Raw genomic sequence first — 15,450 nt, 5'->3', positions numbered from 1 at the left:
TGCTGGTAACAGTCAAGGCGGGTCGCTAGTCCGCCAGCCGGTGCAGCCGTGTCGCGGAAGGTTTTTCAACCCACTACAGTGCCGGAAACCGGCGCGAGAGGTGAGCGAAGATGATGCAGCAATACAGGTCGAACTCGTACCTGTTCGGAGGCAATGCGCCGTACGTCGAAGAGATGTACGAGGCGTACCTGGACAACCCGGGCTCCGTTCCCGACAACTGGCGTGCGTACTTCGATGCGCTCCAGCACGTTCCCGCTACCGATGGCAGCAATGCCAAGGACGTGGCCCACGCCCCGGTCGTCGAATCCTTCGCGCAGCGCGCGAAGGCCAACGCCTTCAGCGTCAAGGCCAGCGCCACCGAACTCGCGGTCGCGCGCAAGCAGGTCCACGTCCAGTCGCTGATCGCCGCGTATCGCTCGCTCGGCGCGCGCTGGGCCGACCTCGACCCGCTCAAGCGCCAGGAGCGCCCGAAGATCCCCGAGCTGGAGCCGGCGTTCTACGACCTGAGCGAGTCCGACATGGACATCACGTTCAGCGCCACGAACACCTACTTCACCACCGCCGAGCAGCAGACGCTGCGCGAGATCCTGCAGGCCCTGCGTGAAACCTACTGCGGCTCCATCGGCGCCGAGTTCATGCACATCACCGAGCCGGTCGAGAAGCGCTGGTGGCAGCAGAAGCTCGAATCGATCCGCAGCAAGCCCAGCTTCAGCGCCGACGAGAAGAAGCACATCCTCGACCGCCTGACCGCGTCCGAAGGCCTGGAACGCTACCTGCACACCAAGTACGTCGGCCAGAAGCGCTTCTCGCTCGAAGGCGGCGAGAGCTTCATTGCGGCGATGGACGAGGTCGTGCAGCGCGCCGGCGAGCGCGGCGTGCAGGAGATCGTCATCGGCATGGCCCACCGCGGCCGCCTGAACGTGCTCGTCAACACCCTGGGCAAGATGCCCAAGGACCTGTTCGCCGAGTTCGACCACACCGCCAAGGAAGACCTGCCCTCGGGCGACGTGAAGTACCACCAGGGCTTCTCCAGCGACGTGACCACGCCCGGCGGCCCGGTCCACCTGAGCCTGGCGTTCAACCCCTCGCACCTGGAGATCGTCAACCCGGTCGTCGAAGGCTCGGTCAAGGCCCGCCTGGACCGCCGCGGCGACAAGCGTGGCGACTCCGTGCTGCCCGTCATCGTGCACGGCGACGCGGCCTTTGCCGGCCAGGGCGTCGTGATGGAGACGCTGGCACTGGCGCAGACGCGCGGCTACTTCACCGGCGGCACGGTGCACCTGGTGATCAACAACCAGATCGGCTTCACCACCAGCGACCCGCGCGACTCGCGCTCGACGCTGTACTGCACCGACGTCGTCAAGATGATCGAGGCACCGGTGCTGCACGTGAACGGCGACGACCCCGAGGCCGTGGTGCTGTGCACCCAGCTCGCGCTGGACTACCGCCAGGAGTTCAACAAGGACGTGGTGCTCGACATCGTCTGCTTCCGCAAGCTCGGCCACAACGAGCAGGACACGCCGGCGCTGACCCAGCCGCTGATGTACAAGAAGATCGCCGTGCACCCCGGTACGCGCAAGCTGTACGGCGAGAAGCTGGTCGCGCAGGGCGTGCTTCCGCCTGAAGGACCGGACGAGATGGTCAAGGGCTTCCGCGCCGCGATGGACGCCGGCAAGCACACCGTCGACCCGGTGCTGACCAACTACAAGAGCAAGTACGCGGTCGACTGGGCACCGTTCCTGAACCGCAAGTGGACCGACGCGGCCGACACCGCGCTGCCGCTCACCGAGATCAAGCGCCTGGCCGAACGCATCACCACGCTGCCGGAGAAGTTCAAGGCGCATCCGCTGGTCGAGAAGGTGCTGGCCGACCGCGCCGCGATGGGCCGCGGCGAGATCAACGTCGACTGGGGCATGGGCGAGCACCTCGCCTTCGCCTCGCTGGTGGCCAGCGGCTACGCCGTGCGCCTGTCGGGCGAAGACTGCGGCCGCGGCACCTTCACGCACCGCCACTCGGTGCTGCATGACCAGAACCGCGAGAAGTGGGACGAAGGCACCTACACGCCTCTGCAGCACGTGGCCGACGGCCAGGCGCCGTATGTGGTGATCGACTCGCTGCTGTCGGAAGAGGCGGTGCTCGGTTTCGAATACGGCTACGCGAGCGCCGAGCCGAACACGCTGGTGATCTGGGAAGCGCAGTTCGGCGACTTCGCCAACGGCGCGCAGGTCGTCATCGACCAGTTCATCGCCTCCGGCGAGGTGAAGTGGGGCCGCGCCAACGGCATCACCCTGATGCTGCCGCACGGCTACGAGGGCCAGGGCCCGGAGCACAGCTCGGCGCGCCTGGAGCGCTTCATGCAGCTGGCCGCCGACAACAACATGCAGATCGTGCAGCCGACCTCGGCCAGCCAGATCTTCCATGTGCTGCGCCGGCAGATGGTGCGCATGTTCCGCAAGCCGCTGGTGCTGATGACGCCCAAGAGCCTGTTGCGCAACAAGGACGCGACGTCGCCGCTGACCGACTTCACGCGCGGCGAGTTCAAGACGGTGATCGGCGAGGTGAACGCCGAGATCAACGCCGACAAGGTCAAGCGCATCATCGCCTGCTCTGGCAAGGTCTACTACGACCTCGTCAAGGCGCGTGTGGAGAAGAAGCAGAACGACGTGGCGATCATCCGCGTCGAGCAGCTCTATCCGTTCCCGCACAAGGCCTTCGCGGCGGAGATGAAGAAGTACCCGAACCTGACCGACGTCGTGTGGTGCCAGGACGAGCCGCAGAACCAGGGTGCCTGGTTCTTCGTGCAGCACTACATCCACGAGAACATGGTCGAGGGCCAGAAGCTCGGCTACGCCGGTCGCCCGGCCTCGGCTTCGCCGGCGGTGGGCTACGCCCACCTGCACCAGGAGCAGCAGAAGGCGCTGCTCGACCAGGCCTTCGGCAAGCTCAAGGGCTTCGTTCTCACCAAGTGAACCCGCGGCCAGGGGCGGCGCGCGCTGCGCGGCGCCGCCCCGGCGTGCCTTCGCACGCATCCGCGCGGCGTGTACCGGATACCAGAAAGAACTGACATGGCAATCGTAGAAGTCAAGGTCCCGCAGCTGTCCGAATCGGTGGCCGAAGCCACCCTGCTGCAGTGGAAGAAGAAGCCCGGCGAAGCCGTGGCCCTGGACGAGATCCTCGTCGAGATCGAGACCGACAAGGTCGTGCTCGAAGTGCCGGCGCCAGCTGCCGGCGTGATGGCGCAGATTGTCAAGAACGACGGCGAGAGCTGCGTCAGCGACGAGGTCATCGCACGCATCGACACCGACGCCAAGGCCGCGGTGAGCCCGCTGGAAGTCAAGCCCGTGGTCGCCGCCGCACCGGCTGCGGCCGCCGCGCCGGCCGCCAGCACCAGCAAGGCCGGCGTGGCGATGCCCGCCGCCGCCAAGCTGATGGCCGACAACAGCCTGGCCGCCGGGTCCGTGCCTGGTACGGGCAAGGATGGCCGCGTCACCAAGGGCGATGTGCTGGGTGCGCTGTCCGCTCCGGCGCCCGCTGCGGCCGTGAAGCCCGTGGCTGCGGCCCCGGCCGTGGCCAAGCCGCTGCCCGCCGTGGCGGCGCCCGCCGGCATGAGCCTGGGCGATCGCCCCGAGCAGCGCGTGCCGATGAGCCGCCTGCGTGCGCGTGTCGCCGAGCGGCTGCTGCAGTCGCAGGCCACCAACGCCATCCTGACCACCTTCAACGAGGTCAACATGGCCCCGGTGATGGAAATGCGCAAGCGCTTCCAGGACAAGTTCGAGAAGGAGCACGGCGTCAAGATCGGCTTCATGAGCTTCTTCGTGAAGGCGGCCGTGGCGGCGCTGAAGAAGTACCCGGTGCTCAACGCCTCGGTGGACGGCAACGACATCGTCTACCACGGCTTCTTCGACATCGGCATCGCGGTGGGTTCGCCGCGCGGCCTGGTGGTGCCGATCCTGCGCAATGCCGACCAGATGAGCTTCGCCGACATCGAGAAGAAGATCGCCGAGTTCGGCCAGAAGGCCAAGGACGGCAAGCTCTCGCTCGACGACCTGTCGGGCGGCACCTTCTCGATCAGCAACGGCGGCGTGTTCGGCTCGATGCTGTCGACGCCGATCATCAACCCGCCGCAGTCGGCCATCCTGGGCGTGCACGCGACCAAGGACCGCGCGGTGGTGGAGAACGGCCAGGTGGTGGTGCGACCGATCAACTACCTGGCGATGAGCTACGACCACCGCATCATCGACGGCCGCGAAGCGGTGCTCGGCCTGGTGGCCATGAAGGAAGCGCTGGAAGATCCGGCGCGCCTGCTGTTCGACATCTGAGGACGGCAGCACCATGAGCAACCAATTCGACGTCGTCGTCATCGGCGGCGGCCCCGGCGGCTACATCGCGGCGATCCGCGCGGCGCAGCTCGGCTTCAACACCGCCTGCATCGACGAGTGGAAGAACGGCAAGGGCGGCCCGGCCCCAGGCGGCACCTGCACCAACGTGGGCTGCATCCCGAGCAAGGCGCTGCTTCAGTCCAGCGAGCACTTCGAGCATGCCGGTCATTCCTTCGCCGACCACGGCATCGGCCTGAAGGACCTGAGCATCGACGTGGCCAAGATGCTCGGCCGCAAGGACACCGTCGTGAAGCAGAACAACGACGGCATCCTGTACCTGTTCAAGAAGAACAAGGTCACTTTCTTCCACGGCCGCGGTTCGTTCGTGAAGGCCGAAGGTGGCGCCTACGAGATCGCGGTGGCCGGTGACAAGCCGGCCAGCGTGAGCGCCAAGCACGTCATCGTGGCCACCGGATCGAGCGCGCGCGCCTTGCCCGGCGCACCATTCGACGAGGTGAACATCCTCAGCAACGACGGCGCACTGCGCATCCCGGCCGTGCCCAAGACGCTGGGCGTGATCGGATCGGGCGTGATCGGCCTGGAGATGGGCTCGGTGTGGCGCCGCCTGGGTGCGCAGGTCACCGTGCTCGAGGCGCTGCCGACCTTCCTCGGCGCCGTCGACGAGCAGGTGGCCAAGGAGGCGCACAAGGCCTTCACCAAGCAGGGCTTGAAGATCGAGCTCGGCGTGAAGATCGAGTCGGTCAAGGCCGACAAGAAGGGCGTGACCGTCGCCTATGCCGATGCCAACGGCGCGGCGCAGACGCTGGCTGTCGACAAGCTGATCGTCTCGATCGGCCGCTCGCCGAACACCACCGGCCTGAACGCCGAAGCCGTCGGCCTGAAGCTGAACGAGCGCGGCGCCATCGAGGTCGACGACGACTGCCGCACCAACCTGCCGAACGTCTGGGCGGTGGGTGACGTGGTGCGCGGCCCCATGCTCGCGCACAAGGCCGAAGAAGAGGGCGTCGCGGTGGCCGAGCGCATCGCCGGCCAGCACGGTCACGTCAACTTCAACACCATCCCCTGGGTGATCTACACCAGCCCGGAGATCGCCTGGGTCGGCCAGACCGAGCAGCAGCTCAAGGCTGCCGGGCGGGCGTACAAGGCGGGCAGCTTCCCGTTCATGGCCAACGGCCGGGCGCGGGCGCTGGGCGACACCACGGGCTTCGTGAAATTCCTCGCCGACGCGGCGACCGACGAGATCCTCGGCGTGCACATCGTCGGGCCCTTCGCGTCGGAGCTGATCTCCGAGGCGGTGGTGGCGATGGAGTTCAAGGCCAGCGCCGAGGACATCGCGCGCATCTGCCATGCGCACCCGTCGCTCAGCGAAGCGACCAAGGAAGCGGCACTCGCGGTCGACAAGCGCACGCTGAATTTCTGAGTCCGGCCATCGCATGGGCGTCCGTCAGCTGTATCAGGCGACGCTCGCCGAGCGCGGCTATGCGGCCGACCCCGCGCAACTGCGTGCCATCGCGGCGCTCGAGCGCTGCGAGAACGAGTGGGCCGACTACAAGGCCCGGCGCGGCAATGCGCTGACGAAGCTGATCGCGCGGCCGCCGATCCCGCGCGGCGTGTACATGCACGGTGGCGTGGGCCGGGGGAAGAGCTTCCTGATGGACTGCTTTTTCAACTCGGTGCCGCTGACGCGCAAGACGCGGTTGCACTTCCACGAGTTCATGCGCGAGGTGCACCGCGAGCTCGCCGAGCTCAAGGGCGTGGTCAATCCGCTGCACGAGCTGGGCGCCCGCATTGCAAGGCGCCACCGGCTGATCTGCTTCGACGAATTCCACGTCGCCGACGTCACCGACGCGATGATCCTGCACCGGCTGCTCGACTCGCTGTTCGAGCACCGCGTGAGCATCGTCACGACCTCGAATTTCCACCCCGACGAGCTCTACCCGAACGGCCTGCACCGCGACCGCATCCTGCCGGCCATCGATCTGCTGAAGAAGAAGCTCGAGGTCATCAGCGTCGACAACGGTACCGACTACCGCCAGCGCACGCTCGAGCAGGTGGAGATGTACCACGCACCGCTCGGTGCCGATGCCGACGCGGCGATGATGCTTGCGTTCGAGCGGCTCGCCGAAGCGCGTGACGAGGATCCGGTGCTGCGCATCGAGCACCGCGAGCTGCGCGCGCGACGGCGCGCCGGCGGCGTGGTGTGGTTCGATTTCAAGACCTTGTGCGGCGGGCCTCGATCGCAGAACGACTACCTCGAGCTGGCGTCGCAGTTCCACACCGTGATGTTGTCCGACGTGCCGCAGATGGCGCCGCGCATGGCCTCGGAGGCGCGGCGCTTCACCTGGCTGGTCGACGTGCTCTACGACCGGCGCGTCAAGCTGATCATGTCGGCCGAAGTGGCACCCGAGCAGCTCTACACCGAAGGCCCGCTGGCGCACGAGTTCCCGCGCACGGTGTCCCGCCTGGCAGAGATGCGATCAGCGGAGTTCCTGGCGCTCTCGCGCCGGACGGTGGACACTTCGTTGACATGAACCAGTTCTTGCTGCGCTGCGGGGTGCTCTCGGTCTGCGGGCTCCTGGCTTGCATGCCGGCGCAGGCCGACGACCGACAGGAGCGCGCGCGAATCGCCCGCGAACGCGACGAGGCCACGCTGCGCTTCCAGCAGCGCCAGCGCGAATGCGAGCAGCGTTTTGCCGTCACTGCGTGCGTCGACGAGGCCCGCGCGGAGCACCGCCAGGCGCTGTTGCGTCTGCGCGGCCAGGAGAGTGTGCTCGACGAGGCGGAGCGCAAGCGTCGTGCCGCACAGCGCATGGCGGCGATCCGCGAGAAGGTGAGTGCCGAGGCGGCCCGCGATGCAGCGCCGCGGCCGGTGCGGCCCGCACCTGCGATCACTGTCAGCGCGCCGCGCCAGAAGCCGTCTGCGGCGCCGGCAGCCTCACGCCCTACAGCGTCGGCCAGTTCGCCGGAGCGTTCGGCCCAGGAAGCACGCAGCCGCGAGCGCTTCGAGAAGCGCCAGCGCGAAGCCAAGGCGCATCGCGACGAGGCCGCCCGGCGGCAGGCCGAACGTGCGAAAGATGGAAAGGCCGCGGTGCGACCGCTGCCCGACCCGGCAGCGCGCTGACGCCTCAGCCCAGCGGATCGACGCGCACCAGCGCCAGCGACAGGTTGTCGCCGCCGCCCCGGGCGCGCTGGCGCGCCTTGCTGACCAGCATCTCGCTGGCCTCGCGCGGCGGCAGGGCATGCACGATGGCGCCCAGTTCGCGCGGGGTGAAGTAGTGCCACAAGCCGTCGCTGCAGGCGAGCACGCAGTCGCCGATCTCCATCCGCTCGACCAGGCCCACCGACAGAGGGGGATCCTGGTGGGTGCCCAGGCAGCCCGTCAGCAGGTTGGACTGCGGGTGGTTGTTGGCCTCTTCCTCGGAGATCGAGCCTTCGGCGACGAGGCGCTGCACGTAGGAGTGGTCGACCGTGCGCGCCATCATGTCGGAGCCGCGGAAGTGGTACACGCGGGAGTCGCCGGCATGCACGAAGTGGCACTCGCGCGTGGGGCTGATGATGTAGGCGGCGACCGTGCTGTGCGGCTCCTCTTCGGAGGTGATCGCGGTCAGCTTGATCATCAGGTGCGCTTCGAGCACCAACTGCTTGAGCGCCTCGGCCGTGTCGTCACGCGAAGGCGAGAAGCGCTCGAAGATCTGCTGCGCGGTCAGGATGACCTGGTCGGCGGCCTTGCGGCCGCCGCTCTTGCCGCCCATGCCGTCGGCCAGCACGGCCATCACGCTGCCCGGCACGCGGTGGTGCGGGATGATCTGCACCTGGTCTTGCTGGTAGGCCCGGTCGCCACGGTGGATGCCGGTGGCGGCAGACAGGCGGTAACCGACGCTCGTGGTGCTCATGGCCGAAAACTATAATCCCTCCCGCCTCCGGCGTCGGAGCAAATTACGCGATTAAGTCGCGCGCCGATGGACGACAACCTGCACTCCCTGCCTCGACGGCTGATCGAACTGCGCATCGAGCATGCCGATCTGGACAGCCTGATCGATCAGGCCGTGATCGAACATCCGACCGACGATCTCGCCGTGCGGCGCCTGAAAAAGCGCCGTCTGGCGCTGCGGGACATGATCGCCCGGCTGGAAGCCGAGCTCGATCCGCCCGAGCCGGCATGACGCCGGAACATCCCGCGCCCGCCGGTTCCCTGGTCTCCGCCGCACGCGATGCGCTGTGCGCGACCGGCGCGCTGGCGCGCCGCGACGACCGGCACGTCGAACGCGAAGTGCAGATGACCATGGCACAGGCCGTGGCCGAAGCCATCGAGAGCCGCACGGCACTCGTCGCCGAGGCCGGCACCGGCGTCGGCAAGACCTTCGCCTACCTCGTGCCGACCTTGCTCAGCGGGGCGAGGGCGCTGGTCAGCACCGCCACCAAGAGCCTGCAGGACCAGCTCTTCCTGCGCGACCTGCCGCGGCTGCGCGACGCGCTGCAGCTGCCGGTGAGCATCGCGCTGCTCAAGGGCCGCAGCAGCTACCTTTGCCTGCATCGCATGAAGCAGGCGCGCCAGTCGGCGACGCTGCCCGACCGCTGGGCGGTGCGCACGCTGGCCAAGGTGGAGCAATGGTCGCAGACCACGGCCAGCGGCGACCTGGCCGAGCTCGACGGGCTGGACGAGCGCAGCAGCGTGATCCCGCTGGTCACCTCGTCGCGCGAGAACTGCCTGGGCAGCGAATGCCCGGACTTCCGCGCCTGCCACGTGGTGAAGGCGCGGCGCGAGGCCATGGCGGCCGACCTGGTGGTGGTCAACCACCACCTGTTCTTCGCCGACATGGCGCTGCGCGACACCGGCGTGGCCGAACTCTTGCCCAGCGTCGAGGTGGCGGTGTTCGACGAGGCACACCAGCTCGCCGAGGCCGGCGTGCAGTTCCTCGGCACCACGCTGTCGACCGCGCAGGCACTGGATTTCGCGCGTGACCTGCTCGCCGTCGGCCTGCAGCAGGCGCGCGGCCTGGCGCCCTGGCAGGAGCTGGCGGCCGGCTGCGAGAAGGCCGCACGCGAGCTGCGCATCGCCGCCGCCGGGCCGCTGCGCGAGCCGCGCGGCACGCTCAAGCTGCGCTGGGAAGAACGCGCCGGGCGCGACGATTTCATCGCCGCACTGCAGGGCCTCGGCCAGGCCTGCGATTCGGCGGGCGAGGCGCTCGATACGGTCGGCGAACTCTCGCCGGACTTCTCCAAGCTGGCCGAGCGTGCCGGTCAGCTCGCCGTGCTCGCCGATCGTTTCGGCGCCGCGGCCGCCGAGGGCCGCGTGCGCTGGATCGATCTGTCGCCGCACCAGGCGCGGCTGGTCGAGTCGCCGCTGGACATCCGCGAAGCGTTGTCGGAGCAGATGGCGGCCGGTGGCAAGGCGTGGATCTTCACCTCGGCCACGCTGGGCGACGACGAGGCGCTGAGCTGGTTCACCGAACAGGCGGGCCTGGAGCAGGCGCGCACACTGCGCGTCGGCAGCCCGTTCGACTACGCCGCCCATGCGCGCCTGTACGTGCCGGCGGGCTTCCCGAAGCCGAACGAGCCAGGGCATCCGGTCGCCGTGGCCACGCTGGCTGCCCGGCTGGCGCGCACGCTGGGTGGGCGCACCTTCGTGCTGACCACCACCTTGCGTGCGCTGCACGCCATCGGCGAGGCGCTGCGCGCGCAGTTCGAGGAGAACGGCGATGCGTTGCGTGTGCTGCGGCAGGGCGAAGCGCCGAAACGCCAGCTGATGCAGCAGTTCCTCGCCGAGCCGCGCTCGGTGCTGGTGGGCTCTCAGAGCTTCTGGGAGGGCATCGATGTTCCGGGCGACGCGCTGCAGTGCGTCATCATCGACAAGCTGCCGTTCCCGCCGCCCAACGACCCGCTGGTCGAGGCGCGTGTGAAGCGGCTCGAGGCGCAGGGGCGCAACGCGTTCGCGGACTACTTCGTCGCCGAGGCCGCGGTGTCGCTCAAGCAGGGGGCCGGGCGGCTGATCCGCAGCGAGACCGATCGCGGCCTGCTGGTGGTGTGCGACCCGCGCATGGCGGGCATGAACTACGGCCGGCGCCTGCGCGAGGCCTTGCCGCCGATGACCCGCGTGGCCAACGAGGCCGAAGCGCTGGCTTGGCTGGCGACGCTGGCAGGCCAGTCGCTGCCGTTCTGAGCCTGGCTTACCAGATCTGCCACCACGGCCGCTCGCGGGTGGTCAGTCCCTGGCTGGCAAAGCGGCTGTTCGGGAAGTTCTTCGCCAGCACGCGTTGCGCGTCGTCGCGCAGGTCGTTCAGGCCGAGCCGGTCGTAGCTCTGCACCATGATCACCAGGGCTTCTTCGGCCGAAGGCGAGTACTGGAACTCCTGCACCGTCTGCTGCGCACGGTTCGCGGCGGCGATGTACGCGCCGCGGCGAAAGTAGTAGCGCGCCACGTGCACCTCATAGGCCGCCAGCGAGTTGACGATGTAGTTCATGCGGATCTGCGCGTCTTCGGCGTAGATCGATCGCGGGTACTGGTCGACGAGCTGCTTGAACGACTGGTACGAGTCGCGCGAGGCCTGCTGGTCGCGCTCGGACAGGTCCTGCGCGGCCAGGTTGCCGAGGATGCCCAGGTTGTCGTTGAAGTTGACCACGCCCTGCAGGTAGAGCGCGTAGTCGACGCCCGGGCTGGAGGGGTTGAGCTTGATGAAGCGCTCGAGCACGGTCAGCGCCTGGGCCTTCTCGCCACTGCGCCACAGCACATAGGCCCGCTCGATCTGCGCCTGCTGCGCCAGCGGTGTGCCGGCGGCGCGGCCTTCCAGGCGCTCGAGCAGCTTGGCTGCCTTGTCGTAAGCGCCCGCGGCCATCTCGTCCTTGGCCTCTGCATACAATTTCTCGGGCGACCACGACACACTCTCGTCCTGCGGCGCCGAGCCGCAGCCCGCCAGGGCCAGGGCAAGGGTGATCAGGGCAGCGCGCGCACCCAGCGGGCCGGTCCAACGCAACAGATCCATGGGCAGGGGCAGATCGCGGACGAGCGCGCTGCCTGTCATCAACAGAGAGCGGGATTATATGGACGAGCCCCTGGACGACGGCGGCGAGAGCGAACGCCGAACGGCCGATGCGCCGGCCGAGTGGCACGGCCAGCGCCTGGACAAGGTGCTGGTGGCCATGGCCGGCGAGTTCTCGCGCAGCCACCTGCAGGGACTGATCGACCAGGGCCACGTGCGCGTGGGCGGGGTGGTGGCGAGTTCTGCCTCGCAGCGTGTGCAGGCCGGCCAGCGCATCGAGGTCGAACTGGTCGGCACCGAGGAGAGCCGGGCCTTCAAGGCCGAAGCGATGGCGCTGGACATCGTCCACGAAGACGCCGACGTGATCGTGGTGAACAAGCCTGCCGGGTTGGTGGTGCATCCGGCGGCAGGTAACTGGTCGGGCACGCTGCTCAACGGCCTGCTGGCCCACCATGCAGGTGCCAGCCTTCTGCCGCGCGCGGGCATCGTGCACCGCCTGGACAAGGACACCTCGGGCCTGATGGTCGTGGCCAAGACGCTGGTGGCCATGACGGCGCTGGTGCGCGCCATCGGCGAACGATCCGTGCACCGGCGCTACATGGCGCTGTGCCACGGCGAGCTGGCTGAACGCGCGTTCAGCGTCGATGCGCCGATCGGCCGAGACCCGCAATCGCGTGTGCGCATGGCCGTGCTCGCCTCGGGCAAACCGGCGCGCACGGACGTCGAGCGCGTGGCGGCGCGCGACGGGTACAGCGCCGTGCACTGCACGCTGCACACCGGGCGCACGCACCAGATCCGCGTGCACCTGGCCTCGCGCGGGCACCCGCTGGTGGCCGACGCGCTGTATGGCGGAACGCCGGCCTTGGGCATGACGCGCCAGGCCCTGCATGCGGTCCGGCTCGGCTTCAACCATCCCATCGGGGGCCAGGCGCTGCAGTTCGAGTGCCCACCTCCGCCGGACCTGGACTTCGCGTGGCGGCAGGTGACGCGCAAACGCTGAACACCCCGACGGCGCGCTTGGGTACAATGCGCGCCAGACCCCGAATCCGACTGCCTGCGCCAGCGCCATCACCGTGGCCGCGTCGAGAGTCCGGTTGCCGGGCAGTCTGGCGGGCCTGGAGGTTCGCCAGCCCACGCCGCAGCACGATGCGCGGCCAACAGCCAGTTGCAGTGTGTCATCCCGCGGGGTGACGCTCGACACGAGCCCGTAGACCAGCCGGATACCCCCGGCCGAGGATTTGACAGGATCCATGAACACACAGGATGCGAAGCGCGTCCTCGAGACCGCGCTCATCTGCGCCAGCCAGCCGATGCCCCTGCGCGACATGCGCACCTTGTTCAACGATGAACTGGGCCCCGACACGCTGCGCGCCTTGCTCGACGAACTGACACGCGACTGGGACAGTCGCGGCGTCGAACTCGTGGCATTGGCCCAGGGCTGGAGATTCCAGAGCCGGCCCGAGATGCGCGAGTTTCTCGATCGACTCAACCCGGAGAAGCCGCCGAAGTACTCGCGCGCCGTGATGGAGACGCTGGCGATCATTGCCTACCGTCAACCCGTGACGCGCGGCGACATCGAGGACATCCGCGGCGTCACCGTGGCCAGCCAGATCATCAAGCAGCTCGAGGACCGTGGCTGGGTCGAGGCGATCGGCTACCGCGAAGCCCCCGGCCGCCCGGCGCTGCTGGCGACGACGCGCCATTTCCTCGATGACCTGGGCCTGGCGAGCCTCGAGCAGCTGCCGCTGCTCGACGGCGCCCCTGCGGCCGGCGCGATGCTGGCCGACGCCCTGCCCGAGCAGGCCTCGCTGATCGACGCACAGGCGGCGCTGGCGCTCGATGCACCTGCAGACGCGACCGATGTGGCCATCGGAGCCACCGGTGTCGCGGCCGCCCCGATGACTGCTGACGTGGCAGCGACCGAGCCAGCCTTCGACCACTCGGCCGATGCGCCTGTTGCGAGCGAGCCAGAGCTCGCCCCCGCCCCCCCGAACGACCCCGATCCCGAGCCTGCGGCCGACGCCGCCCCGATGGAACCCCAAGCATGAACCTGCCGCCCGAGTCTCAGCCCGACGCCCCCGACGAGGCGGTCACGCCCGTGACCGACACCGCGGCGCCCAAGCCGGCGCGAAAGCGCCGGGCCGTGGCCAAGCCCGCCGAGGCAGAAGCCGGCGCGGCGACGGAGCCTGCGGCCGAAGCGGCACCCAAGCCGCGCCGCCGCAAGGCGCCCGCGGCTGCAGCGGCCGATGCCGGCATGCAAGAGCCTGCGGCTGCATCACCGGCACAGCCGGCGGCTGAGCCACGACCCGAGACACCGGAGGCGCAAGCCCGCGACGCCGCGCCGCACGCCGTGCGCGTTGCCGATGGCGGCTCCGTCGAAAACACCGACGGGGGTGATGAAGGCGGCGAGGGCGGCGAAGGCGGTGAGCCGGGCGAGGGCGGCGAAGAAGGCGCACGCCGCGGCCGGCGTCGCGGCCGGCGCGACCGCCGGCGCGGTGAAGGGGTCGAACCGGTGACGCCGGAGGCCGCGCAGGCGGCCGCCGCACAGCGCACCGGAGAGGTGTTCGCCGAGGTGCTGTCCGGCGCCTTCGACGAGGCTGGAGAGGCGATCGCCGAAGCGGCGTCGGAGGTGCCTGCCGATGTGTCGCAGCAGGCCGCCGAGAGCGTCGAGAACGCCGAAACAGGCGAGGCTGGTGAGTCCGGCGAAGCCGGCGAGGCCGAGCCGCACAAGCGCGTGCTGGCCGCCGAGCCCGATGCACCGAAGCTGCAGAAGGTGCTGGCCCAGTCCGGCGTCGGCTCGCGGCGCGACATGGAAGCGATGATCACCGACGGGCGCATCACCGTGAACGGCGAGCCGGCGCACATCGGCCAGCGCATCTCCTTCGGCGACCGCATCGCACTCGACGGCAAGCCGGTGAAGGTGCGCATCCAGCAGCCGCCGCCGCGCGTGATCGCGTATCACAAGCCGGTGGGCGAGGTGGTCACCAACGACGATCCGCAGCAGCGGCCGACGGTGTTCCGCCGCCTGCCCCGCCTGCAGCACGGCAAGTGGCAGGCGGTGGGCCGGCTCGACATCAACACCGAAGGCCTGCTGTTGTTCACCACGTCCGGTGAGCTGGCCAACCAGCTGATGCATCCGCGCTTCGGCGTCGAGCGCGAGTACGCGGTGCGCGTGCTCGGCACGCTGGACAGCGAAGACAAGGCGCAGCTCCTCGAGGGTGTGGAGATCGACGGCCAGACAGCCGCCTTCCGCTCCATCGAAGACGGTGGCGGCGAAGGTGCCAACCACTGGTACCGCGTCGTCATCACCGAAGGCCGCAACCGCGAGGTGCGCAAGCTGTTCGACGCTGTCGACCTGACGGTCAGCCGGCTGATCCGCATTCGCTACGGCTGTGTGGTGCTGCCGCGTGGCCTCAAGCGGGGTGTGTGGGTCGATATGGGCCCGGAGGACGTGCGTGCGATCCGGCGCCTGGCCAGCGGGCCGGCCCAGCCGCGCCCCGAGGAGCGGCGCGATGGCCGCAATGAACCGCGCAACAAGCCGCGCAACGAGGCTCGTGGTGACGGGCGTCCGCCCGCGGGCCGGCCGAACGACCGCGGTGGCCGCGGCGCGCCGCCGCCGCAGCGCAGCCGGACGCCTGCGCCGGACGCTCCGCCGGTGGAGAACCGCGAGCGCGGCGAGTTCGAGGGCGACGAGGACTTCGACATCGACCCGATGAACATCCCGAACCCGCTCGAGCAGACCTTCGACAAGCGCTTCGTGCAGAACCCGCGCAGCCGGGTCGGCGGGCGAGGCTTCGGCCAGGGCGGCGGAGGTTTCGGCCCAGGGGGCAGCAGCCAGCCTACAGGCGGCGGCGCGAAAAAGGGCGGCCCGAAGCAGCCCGATCCGATGCAGACCTCGGTGGGCTACATCGGCGGTGATGCGTTCCATCGCAAGAACCGCGGTGGCCGCGGCGGCAGCGGGGGCGGCGGCGGCGGCGGCGGCGGATTCGGTGGCAGCCGCAGCGGTGGTGGCGGGGGGGGCGGCGGTGGCTTCGGCGGCGGGGGTGGGGGCGGCGGGCGGCGTGGTCGCTGAAGCCCTGCGACATCGGCCTGACGCACTGCGCAAGCTACAATCCGAAACTTTGCCAAGTTAT

General features: G+C 69.3%; 12 protein-coding genes. 10 read left to right on the top strand and 2 right to left on the bottom strand.

Annotated features, from left to right (window positions below):
- The first annotated feature begins 110 nt into the window (after positions 1–110).
- The 5 genes from HZ992_RS10725 to HZ992_RS10705 all read left to right on the top strand — a co-directional run bounded on the left by HZ992_RS10725 (position 111) and on the right by HZ992_RS10705 (position 7,461).
- Entirely contained in the window at positions 111–2,969 is a 2,859-nt protein-coding gene (locus HZ992_RS10725) for a 2-oxoglutarate dehydrogenase E1 component (RefSeq protein WP_209386628.1), read from the top strand.
- Between the two features lie 96 nt (positions 2,970–3,065).
- A complete protein-coding gene (odhB, locus tag HZ992_RS10720) occupies positions 3,066–4,319 on the top strand; it encodes a 2-oxoglutarate dehydrogenase complex dihydrolipoyllysine-residue succinyltransferase (protein ID WP_209386627.1) in 1,254 nt (417 codons plus the stop codon).
- A gap of 13 nt (positions 4,320–4,332) precedes the next feature.
- Positions 4,333–5,760, top strand: a complete 1,428-nt coding sequence (gene lpdA, locus HZ992_RS10715) for a dihydrolipoyl dehydrogenase (RefSeq protein WP_209386626.1) — start codon at positions 4,333–4,335, stop codon at positions 5,758–5,760.
- 13 nt (positions 5,761–5,773) lie between these two features.
- Positions 5,774–6,871: a cell division protein ZapE gene (gene zapE / locus HZ992_RS10710; RefSeq protein ID WP_209386625.1), complete on the top strand. Its 1,098-nt coding sequence runs from the start codon at positions 5,774–5,776 to the stop codon at positions 6,869–6,871.
- Positions 6,868–7,461, top strand: coding sequence for a hypothetical protein (locus HZ992_RS10705; protein WP_209386624.1), 594 nt, complete (start codon positions 6,868–6,870; stop codon positions 7,459–7,461). The genes zapE and HZ992_RS10705 overlap by 4 nt, the downstream gene beginning before the upstream one ends.
- A 4-nt stretch (positions 7,462–7,465) precedes the next feature.
- Here HZ992_RS10705 and HZ992_RS10700 read toward each other — a convergent pair whose 3' ends face one another.
- Positions 7,466–8,233, bottom strand: a complete 768-nt coding sequence (locus tag HZ992_RS10700) for a PP2C family protein-serine/threonine phosphatase (protein WP_209386623.1) — start codon at positions 8,231–8,233, stop codon at positions 7,466–7,468.
- Between the two features lie 66 nt (positions 8,234–8,299).
- Between HZ992_RS10700 and HZ992_RS10695 the strand changes: the two genes are divergently transcribed.
- Together HZ992_RS10695 and HZ992_RS10690 are read left to right on the top strand one after the other, a co-directional pair.
- On the top strand, positions 8,300–8,503 hold the full coding sequence (locus HZ992_RS10695) for a YdcH family protein (RefSeq protein WP_209386622.1): 204 nt from the start codon (positions 8,300–8,302) through the stop codon (positions 8,501–8,503).
- Complete coding sequence (locus HZ992_RS10690) at positions 8,500–10,500, top strand: DNA repair helicase YoaA (RefSeq protein WP_209386621.1); 2,001 nt, start codon at positions 8,500–8,502, stop codon at positions 10,498–10,500. The genes HZ992_RS10695 and HZ992_RS10690 overlap by 4 nt, the downstream gene beginning before the upstream one ends.
- A gap of 7 nt (positions 10,501–10,507) precedes the next feature.
- Here the strand turns inward: HZ992_RS10690 and HZ992_RS10685 are convergent, their stop codons facing one another.
- Positions 10,508–11,320 (bottom strand): outer membrane protein assembly factor BamD, encoded by an 813-nt coding sequence (locus tag HZ992_RS10685; protein ID WP_209386620.1) that lies wholly within the window; start codon positions 11,318–11,320, stop codon positions 10,508–10,510.
- A gap of 58 nt (positions 11,321–11,378) precedes the next feature.
- On the opposite strand from HZ992_RS10685, the gene HZ992_RS10680 reads away from it, so the two are divergent.
- From HZ992_RS10680 to HZ992_RS26035, 3 genes are all read left to right on the top strand, one after another.
- Positions 11,379–12,317: an RluA family pseudouridine synthase gene (locus HZ992_RS10680; protein ID WP_209386619.1), complete on the top strand. Its 939-nt coding sequence runs from the start codon at positions 11,379–11,381 to the stop codon at positions 12,315–12,317.
- A gap of 250 nt (positions 12,318–12,567) precedes the next feature.
- Positions 12,568–13,365, top strand: coding sequence for an SMC-Scp complex subunit ScpB (gene scpB / locus HZ992_RS10675; RefSeq protein ID WP_209386618.1), 798 nt, complete (start codon positions 12,568–12,570; stop codon positions 13,363–13,365).
- Entirely contained in the window at positions 13,362–15,389 is a 2,028-nt protein-coding gene (locus HZ992_RS26035) for a pseudouridine synthase (RefSeq protein ID WP_209386617.1), read from the top strand. Before scpB ends, HZ992_RS26035 begins: the two co-directional genes overlap by 4 nt.
- Positions 15,390–15,450: the final 61 nt, after the last annotated feature.

This window comes from Rhizobacter sp. AJA081-3 (assembly GCF_017795745.1).
GTDB lineage: Bacteria > Pseudomonadota > Gammaproteobacteria > Burkholderiales > Burkholderiaceae_C > Piscinibacter.
The sequence above is the reverse complement of the archived record's forward strand: the minus strand, read 5'-3'. Positions and strand labels throughout refer to the sequence as shown.

Excerpts from the sequence above, each read along its gene's own strand:
- HZ992_RS10700 (WP_209386623.1), bottom strand. The coding sequence starts at position 8,233 with ATGAGCACCACGAGCGTCGGTTACCGCCTGTCTGCCGCCACCGGCATC.
- HZ992_RS10705 (WP_209386624.1), top strand. The coding sequence starts at position 6,868 with ATGAACCAGTTCTTGCTGCGCTGCGGGGTGCTCTCGGTCTGCGGGCTC.
- HZ992_RS10695 (WP_209386622.1), top strand. The coding sequence starts at position 8,300 with ATGGACGACAACCTGCACTCCCTGCCTCGACGGCTGATCGAACTGCGC.
- odhB (WP_209386627.1), top strand. The coding sequence starts at position 3,066 with ATGGCAATCGTAGAAGTCAAGGTCCCGCAGCTGTCCGAATCGGTGGCC.
- HZ992_RS10685 (WP_209386620.1), bottom strand. The coding sequence starts at position 11,320 with ATGGATCTGTTGCGTTGGACCGGCCCGCTGGGTGCGCGCGCTGCCCTG.
- zapE (WP_209386625.1), top strand. The coding sequence starts at position 5,774 with ATGGGCGTCCGTCAGCTGTATCAGGCGACGCTCGCCGAGCGCGGCTAT.
- HZ992_RS10725 (WP_209386628.1), top strand. The coding sequence starts at position 111 with ATGATGCAGCAATACAGGTCGAACTCGTACCTGTTCGGAGGCAATGCG.
- scpB (WP_209386618.1), top strand. The coding sequence starts at position 12,568 with ATGAACACACAGGATGCGAAGCGCGTCCTCGAGACCGCGCTCATCTGC.
- HZ992_RS10690 (WP_209386621.1), top strand. The coding sequence starts at position 8,500 with ATGACGCCGGAACATCCCGCGCCCGCCGGTTCCCTGGTCTCCGCCGCA.
- HZ992_RS26035 (WP_209386617.1), top strand. The coding sequence starts at position 13,362 with ATGAACCTGCCGCCCGAGTCTCAGCCCGACGCCCCCGACGAGGCGGTC.
- HZ992_RS10680 (WP_209386619.1), top strand. The coding sequence starts at position 11,379 with ATGGACGAGCCCCTGGACGACGGCGGCGAGAGCGAACGCCGAACGGCC.
- lpdA (WP_209386626.1), top strand. The coding sequence starts at position 4,333 with ATGAGCAACCAATTCGACGTCGTCGTCATCGGCGGCGGCCCCGGCGGC.